Here is a 12,020-nt window from a genome sequence, read left to right as displayed (position 1 = left end):
AAGGAGACCCATCCCATGTCCGCCATGACCGTTACCACCCAGCCATTCGTCGGCCAGCGCCCGGGCACCTCCGGCTTGCGCAAGAAAGTCACGGTCTTCCAGCAGCCGCACTATCTGGAAAACTTCGTGCAGTCGCTGTTCGACATCCTGCCGGACCGCGCCGGGAAGACCTTGGTGCTGGGCGGGGACGGCCGCTTCCACAACCGCGTTGCCGTGCAGACCATCCTGCGCATGGCTGCAGCCAATGGGTTCGGATGCGTGCTGGTGGGGCAGGGCGGATTGCTCTCGACGCCAGCAGCCAGTGCCGTGATCCGCAAGCGCGGCGCCTATGGCGGCATCATCCTGTCGGCCAGCCACAACCCGGGCGGCCCGGACGGTGACTTCGGCATCAAGTACAACATCGGCAACGGCGGTCCGGCGCCCGAGAAGATCACCGAAGCGATCTACCAGCGCACCACCGAAATCACCGCATACCAGACCACGGGCGACACCGCAGACCTCGATCTCGACACGCTCGGGCGCACCATGCTGGGTGGCATGGCCGTCGAAGTGATCGACTCGGTCGCGCTGTACGCCGATCTGATGCAGACGCTGTTCGACTTCGAGGCGATGCGCGCCTGGTTCGCCGCTGGCAAGCGCATGCGCATGGACACGATGTGCGCTGCGGGTGGCCCGTATGCCACGGCGGTGCTGGAAGGGTTGCTTGGCGCTCCGGTCGGCACGGTGGTGAACGGCGAGCCGCTGGAGGACTTCGGTGGTTACCACCCGGACCCCAATCCCGCCCACGCCACCGAACTGATCGCGGCCATGACGGGCGCCGCGGCCCCGGACTTCGGCGCCGCCTCCGATGGCGACGCCGACCGCAACATGATCCTCGGCCGCGACTTCGTGGTCACGCCGTCGGACAGTCTGGCCGTGATGGCCGCGCATGCCACCAAGGTGCCGGGCTATGCCGCCGGCCTGAAGGGCATCGCGCGTTCGATGCCGACCTCGTGTGCCGCCGACGCGGTCGCCAAGGCGCTGGGCATTCCGAGCTACGAGACACCTACCGGCTGGAAGTTCTTTGGCAACCTGCTGGACGCGGGCCGCGTCACGCTCTGTGGCGAAGAAAGCTACGGCACCGGATCGGACCATGTGCGCGAGAAGGACGGCCTGTGGGCCGTGCTGTTCTGGCTCAACCTGCTGGCGGCGACGGGCGAGTCGGTGGAGTCGCTGGTGCGCGGGCACTGGGCGCGCTTCGGGCGCCACTACTACTCGCGCCACGACTGGGAAGGCATCCCCACCGAACGCGCTGATGCGTTGATGGCGGCGCTGCGGGCGCAATTGCCGGCGCTGGCGGGTCAACCGTTCGGCGCACTGACGCTCACGCAAGCCGATGACTTTTCATACACCGATCCAGTGGACGGTTCGGTGTCGAGCCGCCAGGGTGTGCGCCTGCTCTTCGAGGGCGGAGCGCGCATCGTGTTCAGGCTGTCCGGCACGGGCACGGAAGGCGCCACCCTGCGCGTCTACCTGGAACGGTACGATGCCGATCCCGCGCGGCATGACCAGCCCACGCAGGACGCACTGGCCGATCTGATCGCACTGGCGGACCGCGTGGCCCGCATCCGCGAACTCAGCGGCCAGGACGCCCCGGCCGTCATCACCTGACCCTGCGGTTTCCCATCTCCCCACGCCGCCATTTCGCGCATATCGTTTCCCACCACCAAGAACAGGAGACCTCCATGGACATCACCCGACTGGCCGAAAGCCGCACACTCGCCCGCCGCACGCTGGCCCTCGTCCTCGCGGGCGGCCGAGGCTCGCGCCTGAAGGACTTGACCGACCGCCGTGCCAAGCCCGCCGTCCATTTCGGCGGCAAGTTCCGCATCATCGACTTCGCGCTGTCGAACTGCATGAACTCCGGCATGCGCCGCATCGGTGTGATCACGCAGTACAAGTCCCACTCGCTGCTGCGCCACCTGCAGCGCGGCTGGAGTTTCCTGCGCAACGAAATGGGCGAGTTCGTCGATCTGCTGCCCGCACAGCAGCGCCTGACCGAAGAACACTGGTACCGCGGTACCGCGGACGCCATCTACCAGAACCTGGACATCATCCGCAACTCGACGCCACCGGACTACGTCGTCGTGCTCGCCGGGGACCACATCTACAAGATGGACTACTCGATCATGCTGGCCGACCACGCCGCCAGCGGTCGTGGCGTCACGGTCGGCTGCATCGAGGTGTCGCGCGAAGAGGCCAAGGGCTTCGGCGTGATGGCCATTGATGAACACCGGTCCATCATCGAATTCGTCGAAAAGCCCTCGGATCCGCCGCCGATGCCAGGCAATCCGGACGTGTCGCTCGCCAGCATGGGCATCTATGTCTTCTCGGCCGAGTACCTGTACAAGCTGCTCGAAGACGACGCCAACGATCCGAATTCCGAGCACGACTTCGGCAAGAACCTGATCCCGCGCGCCGTGGCTGAGCAGCAGGCGCTGGCGCATCCGTTCTCGATGTCGGCGGTGGCGAATCCGCCGTACTCGCGGGCCTACTGGCGTGACGTGGGCACGGTCGATGCTTACTGGGCCGCCAATCTGGACCTGGCCACGACCACGCCCGAGCTGAACATGTACGACAAGGACTGGCCGATCTGGACCTACCAGGAACAGCTCCCGCCGGCCAAGTTCGTGCATGAAGAAGAAGGCCGCACGGGGCAGGCGATCAACAGTCTCGTTTCCGGTGGCTGCATCGTCTCGGGTGCGACGGTGCGCAACTCGGTGCTGTTCTCGAACGTGCTGGTGCGCTCGTTCAGCGAGATCAACGAGGCGGTGGTGCTACCTGATGTCCACATCGGGCGCGGTTGCCGACTGAGCAAGGTGGTGATTGACCGGCGCTGCCGGGTTCCGGATGGCCTGGTGGTCGGTGAGGATCCGGTGCTGGATGCCCAGCGCTTCTTCCGCACCGAGAATGGTGTCGTGCTGGTCACGCGCAAGATGCTGGCCGATCTGCAGGCCTGATGCCCCGCTGAGACGGAAATCGAGACGATGCGTATCCTTCAAGTCTGTGCCGAAATCTTTCCGCTGCTCAAGACGGGCGGGCTGGCCGATGTCGCAGGAGCCTTGCCTCCTGCGCTGCAGGCGCGTGGACACGAGGTCCGGGTGCTGCTGCCCGGCTTCGACACCATCCTGGCCGGGCTGGAGGATGCTGTCGTCGTCTGCGATCTCGCACCGCCGGCGGGGTTGTCCTGGGGAGCGGGCCGGGCGCGGCTGCTCTTCGGGCGGCTGCCTGCGGCGGATGTCGACGCCTACGTGATCGACGCGCCGGGTTTCTATGCCCGACCCGGTGGTCCTTATGCCGACGCCCAGCAGCAGGCCTACGGCGACAACCACCTGCGTTTCGGCTTGCTGGGCTGGGTGGCGGCGGAACTCGCACAGGGCATGGATCCGTACTGGAGCCCCGCTGTCCTGCACGCCCACGACTGGCACGCCGGACTGGCACCGGTCTACCTGCGTGCTGCCCAGCAGGCGCGCCACCAGCACTTGGCCGGCAGCGTGTTCACAGTCCACAACCTGGCCTACCAGGGTTGTTTTGCCGCCAACCATTTCGCCGAGCTGGGACTGCCAGCGCAGTTCTGGGGTGTCGAAGGGGTCGAGTTCCACGGCCAGCTCGGTTTCATGAAGGGCGGTCTCTACCACGCCGACCGCCTCACCACAGTCAGCCCCACCTACGCTGCGGAGATCCAGGGCGTGGAGCAAGGCTGCGGCCTGGATGGCCTGCTGCGCACGCGGGCAGGCGATTTGTCCGGGATCCTCAACGGGGTCGATGACGCGGTCTGGCATCCGGCCGTCGACACCTTGTTGCCGGCGGCCTTCGATCAGACGGACCTGTCGGGCAAGGCGCTGTGCAAGGCCGAGCTGCAAGGTGAGCTGGGTCTGGCCATCGACCCTGACCGGCCGATCGTGTGTGTGGTCAGTCGCCTGACCGAGCAGAAGGGTCTGCACCTCGTGCTGCAGGCGCTGCCCGGATTGGTTGCGCAAGGCTGGCAGTTCGCCATGCTCGGCAGTGGCGACGCCTGGATGGAAGCGGCGTTCCGTGACGCCGCGGCCGCACAGCCTGCGTCGATCGCTGTGCGCCTGGGCTATGACGAACGCTTTGCCCACCGCCTGATCGCCGGGAGCGACGCGATCCTCGTGCCCTCGCGCTTCGAGCCTTGCGGGCTGACGCAGCTCTATGGCTTGAAGTACGGCACGCTGCCGATCGTGCGGCGGGTGGGTGGTCTGGCCGATACCGTGGTCGATACGCAGCTCGACACCATCGACACGGTCGCCACTGGCATCGTGTTCGACGACTTCTCGGCCGCAGCCCTGCTGACGGCAACGGCCCGCGCCCAGGCGCTGCACCGCCGTCCCGCCGACTGGGCCACGGTGCGCAGCCGTGCCATGCAGCAGAGCTTCGGCTGGGCAGATGCCGCCCGGCAGTACGAGGCGCTGTACCAGCAAGTGCAGGGCTGACGGCGCCTGGGGCTCCCTCACTCCTCACTCTTCACCTATCTGTATTGACGCAATCGATTCCGATCATGGACCTGACCCAGTTCGAACACCAGTACGACCACCTCGCCCGCGACGTGCCCGCCTTCAAGCGCGCGATTTCCAACAAGCTGATGTACACCGTTGGCAAGGATCCCGTCTCGGCGCTGCCGCAGGACTGGCTGCACGCGGTGTCCTACGCCGTGCGTGACCACCTCGTCGAGCGCTGGATGAAGACCACCCGCGCCCAGTACGCGCAGGATGTGAAGCGCGTCTACTACCTCTCGATGGAGTTCCTGATCGGCCGGACGTTCTCCAACGCCATCCTCGCGCTGGAGCTGATGCCGACGATCCGGCAGGCGTTGTCGGAGCTGGATGTCAACATCGACACTGACAAGCTGTTCGATCTGGAGCCGGATGCTGCGCTGGGCAACGGCGGCCTTGGGCGGCTGGCGGCGTGTTTCCTGGATTCGATGGCGACGCTGGGCGTGCCGGGTTTCGGCTACGGCATCCGCTACGACTACGGCATGTTCCGCCAGCAGATCGTCGAGGGGCGGCAGGTCGAGGCGCCGGATTACTGGCTCACCACCGGCAACCCGTGGGAGTTTCCGCGGCCCGAGGTGCAGTACCGGGTGCGGTTTGGTGGTCAGTTGGAGCAGCATGGCGAGACGGTGCGCTGGGTCGGCACCGACGACGTGCTGGCGATGGCCTACGACACCATCATCCCCGGCTATGGCACCGAGGCGACCAACACATTGCGGCTCTGGTCTGCCAAGGCGACCGAAGAGATGAACCTGCGGGCCTTCAACCAAGGCAACTACTTCGGTGCAGTCGAGGGCAAGAACCACTCCGAGAATGTCTCGCGCGTGCTCTACCCGGACGACTCGACGCCCTCAGGTCGCGAGCTGCGGCTGCGGCAGGAGTATTTCTTTGTCTCGGCCAGCCTGCAGGATCTGGTGCGCCGCTACCTGCGCACACATACCGGCTTCGACGCGCTGCCGGACAAGGTCAGCATCCACATGAACGACACGCACCCGGTGCTGGCGATTCCGGAGCTGATGCGTCTGCTGGTGGACGAGCACTGCGTGCCGTGGCTGCAAGCGTGGACGCTGTGCCAGAAGGTGTTCTCGTACACCAACCACACGCTGATGCATGAAGCGCTGGAAACCTGGCCCGTGGAGATGTTCAGCCGCGTGCTGCCGCGGCACCTGCGCATCATCTTCGACATCAACGCACACTTCCTCGGCGATGTCAGCGCTGCGTACGGCCATCAGCCGGAGCTGATGCGCAAGCTGTCGCTGATCGACGAGTCGGGCGAGCGGCGGGTGCGCATGGCCTATCTGGCGGTGGTCGCCAGCCATTCGATCAACGGTGTTTCGGCGCTGCACTCGCAGCTGATGACGGAGTCGATCTTTGCCGACTTTGCCGCGCTCTGGCCCGAGCGTTTCAACAACAAGACCAATGGCGTGACCCCGCGCCGCTGGCTTGCGCAGGCGAATCCGGGCCTGGCGGCGCTGCTTGACCAGCGGCTCGGGCGCGGCTGGCGCCGGCAGCTCGACCAGCTGGAAGGGCTGCGCCACGCGATCGAGCTACCCGGTTTCTTGGGCGCCGTGCGCAAGGTGAAGCGCCAGAACAAGGAGCGGCTGGCCCGCCTCGTGCTGAAGCAGCTCGGTGTCGATCTGAACCCGGACGCGCTGTTCGACGTGCAGGTCAAGCGCATCCACGAGTACAAGCGCCAGCTCCTCAACGTGCTGCACGTCATCACCCGCTACCAGCGCATCCTGGCCAATCCGGATGCGCAGTGGGTGCCGCGCGTGGTCGTGTTCGCCGGCAAGGCGGCGTCGGCCTACCACCAGGCCAAGCTGATCATCAAGCTCATCAACGATGTCGCCACGACGGTCAACAACGATCCGCGCGTCGGCGGCCGGTTGAAGGTGGTGTTCATCCCGAACTACAGCGTGAGTCTGGCCGAGGTCATCATTCCGGCAGCAGACCTCTCAGAGCAGATTTCCACCGCTGGCACCGAAGCCTCGGGCACCGGCAACATGAAGTTCGCCCTGAACGGTGCGCTGACCATCGGTACGCTGGATGGCGCCAATGTGGAAATGTGCGAGCAGGTGGGGGCGGAGAACTTCTTCATTTTCGGCAATACCACGCCGCAGGTGGCCGAGTTGCGCGCCCAGGGCTACCAGCCGCGCACCTGCTACGAGTCGAACGCCGAACTGCGGGCCACGCTGGACGCGATCCGCAACGGCATGTTCAGCCCGTCCGAGCCGGCGCGTTTCCAGCCGATCTTCGACGCGCTGGTGAACTGGGGTGACCACTACCTGCTGCTGGCCGACTACGCCGACTACGTGGCGACGCAGGACCGGGTCGATGCGCTCTACCGGAATGCGGACGAGTGGTCGCGTCGGGCGGTTCTGAACATTGCAGGGATGGGCGCCTTTTCGTCCGATCGCACGATTGCCGAGTACGCACACGGTATCTGGCACTCGAAGCCAGTGCTGCTACCCACGCCGCACACGGTGGATTGAACGCCGCAGGCAAGGCGCCCCCGCCGTCAGGGCGCCTTGCGCAGCTTCACATAAGCCACGAAGCCGCCACCGGAGGCATTGCTCAGCTCCAGTTGCCCACCCATGCGCGTGACCGTCTTGTCCACGATGGCGAGGCCGAGGCCAGCGCCCGTGCTATGGGTATGGGTGCGCGCCTTGTCACCGCGGTAGAACGGTGTGGTCAGCCGCGCCAATTGCTCCGGACTCACTCCCGGGCCTTCATCGCGCACACTGACCAGCACCCACTCGCCCGAGCGTGCATAGGTCACAGTGACCCGCGCGACACCATCCTCAGTCTGGGCATAGCGCCGGGCGTTTTCGAACAAGTTGGCGAAGACACGGTCGAGATCGGTTTCGTCGGCCAGTACCCGCACGTCGGTGGTCACGCGGGCGACGACCTTCAGGTGGTCGCCGTTGACGCGCCGGATCACCGTGTCGAGCAGCACGGCCAGCACGATCGGCATGAGCTTGACCTCCGTCGGCCGGGCGTAGTCCATGAACTTGTCGATGATGGCGTCGAGCTGGTCGATGTCGGCGGCCATGTTGCGTTTGGCCTCCTCGTCGTAGACGCTCATCTCGGTTTCCAGCCGGATGCGCGCCAGCGGCGTGCGCAGGTCATGCGAAATACCGGCCAGCATCACCGCGCGGTCGTCCTCGATCTTGGCCAGCTCGCGGGCCATGCGGTTGAAGCCCCGGTTGACCTCGCGGATCTCGCGGGTCGTGGTGTTCTCGTCGAGGCTGGGGGTGTACTCGCCGTCACGGATGCGGCTGGCGGCGATCGACAACTGGCGCAGCGGGCGGTTGATCAGACCAGCGATCAGCGCCGAGCCGCCCAGCGTGAGCAGGAAGGTCAGGCCCATCACGGCAAACGTCGTCTTGCCGGTGACGGCAGGCTGGACCCGGCCGCGGTCTGCCTGCAGCCAGTAATTGTCGGTTTCGATCAGGAAGCCGACCCAGAGACCGGACTTGCCGTTCACGCTGCTGGCGATGATGGTCTGGGGCCCTAGCTGGCTGCGCAATTCCGAGCCGATGGCGCGGGTGAAGCGGTCGATCTCGAAGGGTTCCCAGCGGTCATTCGGTTCGCGTGGCTGCAGCTTCACGGCCTCCTGCTCGGCGATGTTCTTGACCAGCGCCACCCGGTTGACCTGATCGGTATAGCGCAGCGCGGCGCGCGAGAGGTTGACGAGGCTGGCGATCTGCTGAGCGGCCTGCACGCCGCGGGGTTCCAGTTCGAGGAAGCGCAGCGTGTAGACCCAACCCAGGATGCCGACTCCGAGCATCAGCGACAGCAGCAGGAACGTGCGCCAGAACAGGCTCATCGGCATGTAGCGGCGCACGACCGTGCCCAGTCCACGGGCCAGCAGACTGAACAGCGACTCGCGGGAGGCTTGGGGTGGGGGGTAAGAAGAACTCGTGGAGGCCATGAAAGGGGTCAGCAACGTCGGTTAGTCACCACGCGCTGGCCGAGCCGCTCGCAGTGGATCCCCTGACTACAGATGATGGTTGCAGAAAATGAAACCAAATGTATCAGGGGCGGGGAAATCACGCAGCACCATCCGGCACGAACACATAGCCCACACCCCAGACGGTCTGGATGTAGCGCGGCTGCGAGGGGTCCGGCTCGATCATCTTGCGCAGGCGGGAGACCTGGACGTCCAGGCTGCGGTCGAAGGGCTCGAACTCGCGGCCGCGGGCCAGCTGCGCCAGCTTGTCGCGGCTGAGCGGCTGGCGCGGGTGGCGCACCAGGGCCTTGAGCATCGAGAACTCGCCCGTGGTCAGCGAGATGACTTCGCCTTCGCGTGTCAGGCGGCGCAGGGCCAGATCGAACTCGAAGGGGCCGAAGATGACGGTCTGCGCGTCGCGCGACGGCGCACCGGGCGCTTCCATGACCGGACGGCGGCGTAGCACGGCGTGGATGCGGGCGAGCAGTTCGCGCGGGTTGAAGGGCTTGGGCAGATAGTCGTCGGCGCCGACTTCCAGGCCAACGATGCGGTCCACATCCTCGACCTTGGCCGTGAGCATGATGATCGGCGTCAGGTCGTTGGCGGCACGCAGGCGGCGGCAGATCGACAGACCATCTTCGCCCGGCAGCATCAGGTCCAGCACGATCAGGTCAATGGTTTCGCGGGTCAGGATGCGGTTCAGCGCCTTGGAATCTTCGGCGAGCAGCACCTCGAACCCTTCCTGAGTGAGGTAGCGGCGCAGCAGGTCGCGGATGCGGGCGTCGTCGTCCACAACGACGATTCGGTCGGTGCGCAAGGCGTTGGCGGTGGTCATGAGGCGTGCTCCGAATTTGTAACAGTGGCGATTCTGCGCAGGTCCGCCAACTTTTTCATCCAGTCTGACCCCCTGTTACATTTATTGCGCTCTGGCTCATCGCTGTCAAGCGTGAATTATTCCCGACCTTTCGCTGACCCCCAATCGTTGAAACTACCCAATCCACGCTTGAAGGACACCCGATGACCCCGATGAACAACAGCCGCAGCCGCCCGCATTGGCCCAGGACGCTGGCAGCACTCAGTCTGGCCTGCGTCGCACCACTTGCCGCCGTGGCCGCGGACAGCCCGCCCGCCCACCAGCTCGCCTTCAGCGCCAGCGCCAGCCTGGAGATCGCGCACGACGTGCTCACCGTGTCCTTGCAGGCGATGCGCGAGGGCAATGACGCCGCCGTGGTGCAGTCGGCGCTCAAGCAGGTGCTCGACACCGCCTTGAACGAAGCGCGCAAGGCGGCCGATCCCGCCGCGCTGGCGGTGCGCACGGAGGGCTTCAACCTGTCGCTGCGCTACGGCCGCGATGGAAAACCCAGTGGCTGGACGGGCACTGCAGGTCTGGTGCTGGAGGGCAGGGACATCGCCCGCGTGGCCGCGACGGCCGGCAAGCTGACCGGCATGAACATCGTCGGCACTGGCTACAGCCTGTCCCGCGAGTTGCGCGAACGCCACGAATCCACGCTCACGGCGCAGGCGATCCAGAAATTCCGCAGCCGCGCCGACGAGATGGCACGCCAGTTCGGCTACAGCGGCTACCAGTTGCGCGAGGTGAATGTACAGACCAGCGACAGCGAACTCGGTGGGCGCCCGCCGGTCGTGATGATGCGGTCCAGCGCCGTCCAGGCCGATGCTGCGCCACTGCCCACCGAAGGCGGCAAGGGCCTGCTCAGCGCCACCGTGCAGGGAACGGTGACGCTGACGCGCTGACCGGATGGCCCGGCTGCGTTATTGGGCCGTCCAGCCGCCGTCCACGTTCCAGGCCACGCCGCGCACGTTGTTGGCGGCGGGCGAGCACAGGAAGACCGCGAGTTCGCCCAGCTCTTCCGGCGTGGTGAACTGTAGCGAGGGCTGCTTTTCACCCAGCAGGCGGCGCACGGCCTCCGCGTTGTCCACACCGTCCTTGGCCGCGCGGGCATCGACCTGCTTCTGCACCAGCGGCGTCAGCACCCAGCCCGGGCAGATGGCGTTGCAGGTCACGCCGGTGGTGGCGTTTTCCAGCGCGGTCACCTTGGTCAGGCCGACGACGCCGTGCTTGGCCGCCACGTAGGCCGCTTTCTGCGTGGACGCCACCAGGCCGTGGATCGACGCGATGTTGATGATGCGGCCCCAGTTCTTCGCCTGCATGGACGGCAGCGCCAGCCGCGTCGTGTGGAAGGTGGAGCTGAGGTTGATGGCGATGATCGCGTCCCAGCGCTCGATGGGGAACTCTTCGATCGGTGCCACGTACTGGATACCGGCGTTGTTCACCAGAATGTCCACGCCGCCGAACTCGGTCTGCGCGTAAGCCATCATCGCCGCGATCTCGGCGGGCTTGCTCATGTCTGCCCCGTGGTAGCCGACCTGCACGCCCAGCGCCGCCACCGCCGCCTTCGGGCCGTCCACGTCGCCGAAGCCATTGAGAATGACGTTGGCGCCCTGACGTGCCAGGCACAGCGCCACGCCCAGCCCGATCCCGCTGGTGGAGCCGGTGACCAAGGCAGTTTTACCTTTCAGCATGAATTCATCCTCTGGTGGTTGGTTAACATCCATTATCGGGCGCGAATCCGAGCCGTCCCTGACACCATTCCCGATGCCGTCTCCCATGCCTGAACCCCGTCTGCACCACGTCACCTGCGCCAATCCCAAGGGCCTGCACCGCATGGCTTACTGGGAGTGGGGTGCGCAGGACAACCCCCGCGTCGTCGTCTGCGCCCATGGCCTGTCGCGCCAGGGCCGCGATTTCGACACGCTCGCGCAGGCGCTGGCGGCCGATTTCCGGGTGGTCTGCCCGGATGTCGTCGGGCGCGGCCGGTCGGACTGGTTGCCGGACCCGATGCTCTATGCCGTGCCCACCTATGTGGCGGACATGGTCACGCTGCTGGCGCGGCTGAATGTGGAGCAGGTGTCGTGGGTCGGCACGTCGATGGGCGGGCTGATCGGGCTGTCGTTGGCGTCGCTGCACGCGCAGGGTGTGGCGTCACCGATCAGCCGTCTGGTGCTGAACGATGTCGGGCCGGTGATCGAATTCGCCTCGCTGCAGCGCATTGGCACCTACCTGGGTGCGCCGATGCGGTTCCCTTCACTCGAAGCGGGTGCGGATTTCCTCTGGAGCATCTCGCAGAGCTTTGGCCCCCACACCCGCGACCAGTGGCTGGCACTGACCCGGCCGCAGCTCAAGCCAGCGCCGGAAGGCGGCTGGATGTTCACCTACGACCCCGCGATTGCCGTGCCGTTCCGGGCCTTCACTGCGGACCTCGCCGCGTTCAGCGAGGCCATGCTCTGGAAGGCCTACGACAGCATCACGGCGCCGACGCTGCTGGTGCGGGGTCAGGCGTCCGACCTGCTGTCGGCGGAGACGGCCAGGACCATGGGCCAGCGCGGACCGAAGGCGCCATGCGTGGAGTTTGCCGGTATCGGGCATGCACCGACCCTGATCGCCGACGACCAGATCGCCTGCGTGCGCGAGTTTCTGCTCGCCTGAGGAGATTGTC

At 66.1% G+C, this 12,020-nt stretch carries 9 protein-coding genes; 6 read left to right on the top strand and 3 right to left on the bottom strand.

Annotation, left to right across the window (positions count from 1 at the left end):
• The first annotated feature begins 15 nt into the window (after window positions 1-15).
• The 4 genes from RMP06_RS01120 to RMP06_RS01105 all read left to right on the top strand — a co-directional run bounded on the left by RMP06_RS01120 (window position 16) and on the right by RMP06_RS01105 (window position 7,042).
• Complete coding sequence (locus tag RMP06_RS01120; protein ID WP_310459936.1) at window positions 16-1,650, top strand: alpha-D-glucose phosphate-specific phosphoglucomutase; 1,635 nt, start codon at window positions 16-18, stop codon at window positions 1,648-1,650.
• A 74-nt stretch (window positions 1,651-1,724) separates the two neighbouring features.
• On the top strand, window positions 1,725-2,999 hold the full coding sequence (glgC, locus tag RMP06_RS01115; RefSeq protein ID WP_310459935.1) for a glucose-1-phosphate adenylyltransferase: 1,275 nt from the start codon (window positions 1,725-1,727) through the stop codon (window positions 2,997-2,999).
• A gap of 27 nt (window positions 3,000-3,026) precedes the next feature.
• Window positions 3,027-4,493, top strand: a complete 1,467-nt coding sequence (glgA, locus tag RMP06_RS01110) for a glycogen synthase GlgA (protein WP_310459934.1) — start codon at window positions 3,027-3,029, stop codon at window positions 4,491-4,493.
• A 65-nt stretch (window positions 4,494-4,558) separates the two neighbouring features.
• Window positions 4,559-7,042, top strand: a complete 2,484-nt coding sequence (locus tag RMP06_RS01105) for a glycogen/starch/alpha-glucan phosphorylase (protein WP_310459933.1) — start codon at window positions 4,559-4,561, stop codon at window positions 7,040-7,042.
• Window positions 7,043-7,068: 26 nt separating this feature from the next.
• Here RMP06_RS01105 and RMP06_RS01100 read toward each other — a convergent pair whose 3' ends face one another.
• Together RMP06_RS01100 and ompR are read right to left on the bottom strand one after the other, a co-directional pair.
• Window positions 7,069-8,484 (bottom strand): sensor histidine kinase, encoded by a 1,416-nt coding sequence (locus RMP06_RS01100; RefSeq protein WP_310459932.1) that lies wholly within the window; start codon window positions 8,482-8,484, stop codon window positions 7,069-7,071.
• Window positions 8,485-8,602: 118 nt separating this feature from the next.
• Entirely contained in the window at window positions 8,603-9,337 is a 735-nt protein-coding gene (gene ompR, locus RMP06_RS01095) for an osmolarity response regulator transcription factor OmpR (RefSeq protein WP_310459931.1), read from the bottom strand.
• Between the two features lie 182 nt (window positions 9,338-9,519).
• Between ompR and RMP06_RS01090 the strand changes: the two genes are divergently transcribed.
• Window positions 9,520-10,257: an SIMPL domain-containing protein gene (locus RMP06_RS01090; protein WP_310459930.1), complete on the top strand. Its 738-nt coding sequence runs from the start codon at window positions 9,520-9,522 to the stop codon at window positions 10,255-10,257.
• An 18-nt stretch (window positions 10,258-10,275) separates the two neighbouring features.
• Here the strand turns inward: RMP06_RS01090 and RMP06_RS01085 are convergent, their stop codons facing one another.
• Window positions 10,276-11,046 carry a 3-hydroxybutyrate dehydrogenase gene (locus tag RMP06_RS01085; RefSeq protein ID WP_310459929.1) on the bottom strand — a complete coding sequence of 257 codons (771 nt, stop codon included), beginning with the start codon at window positions 11,044-11,046 and terminating at the stop codon, window positions 10,276-10,278.
• Window positions 11,047-11,131: 85 nt separating this feature from the next.
• On the opposite strand from RMP06_RS01085, the gene RMP06_RS01080 reads away from it, so the two are divergent.
• The gene (locus RMP06_RS01080; protein WP_310459928.1) at window positions 11,132-12,010 is read left to right on the top strand and encodes an alpha/beta fold hydrolase; all 879 of its coding nucleotides are present in this window, start codon (window positions 11,132-11,134) and stop codon (window positions 12,008-12,010) included.
• Window positions 12,011-12,020: the final 10 nt, after the last annotated feature.

It is taken from the genome of Sphaerotilus sp., assembly GCF_031429695.1.
GTDB lineage: Bacteria > Pseudomonadota > Gammaproteobacteria > Burkholderiales > Burkholderiaceae_C > Sphaerotilus.
The sequence above is the reverse complement of the archived record's forward strand: the minus strand, read 5'-3'. Positions and strand labels throughout refer to the sequence as shown.

Excerpts from the sequence above, each read along its gene's own strand:
- RMP06_RS01120 (WP_310459936.1), top strand. The coding sequence starts at position 16 with ATGTCCGCCATGACCGTTACCACCCAGCCATTCGTCGGCCAGCGCCCG.
- glgC (WP_310459935.1), top strand. The coding sequence starts at position 1,725 with ATGGACATCACCCGACTGGCCGAAAGCCGCACACTCGCCCGCCGCACG.
- glgA (WP_310459934.1), top strand. The coding sequence starts at position 3,027 with ATGCGTATCCTTCAAGTCTGTGCCGAAATCTTTCCGCTGCTCAAGACG.
- RMP06_RS01105 (WP_310459933.1), top strand. The coding sequence starts at position 4,559 with ATGGACCTGACCCAGTTCGAACACCAGTACGACCACCTCGCCCGCGAC.
- RMP06_RS01100 (WP_310459932.1), bottom strand. The coding sequence starts at position 8,484 with ATGGCCTCCACGAGTTCTTCTTACCCCCCACCCCAAGCCTCCCGCGAG.
- ompR (WP_310459931.1), bottom strand. The coding sequence starts at position 9,337 with ATGACCACCGCCAACGCCTTGCGCACCGACCGAATCGTCGTTGTGGAC.
- RMP06_RS01090 (WP_310459930.1), top strand. The coding sequence starts at position 9,520 with ATGACCCCGATGAACAACAGCCGCAGCCGCCCGCATTGGCCCAGGACG.
- RMP06_RS01085 (WP_310459929.1), bottom strand. The coding sequence starts at position 11,046 with ATGCTGAAAGGTAAAACTGCCTTGGTCACCGGCTCCACCAGCGGGATC.
- RMP06_RS01080 (WP_310459928.1), top strand. The coding sequence starts at position 11,132 with ATGCCTGAACCCCGTCTGCACCACGTCACCTGCGCCAATCCCAAGGGC.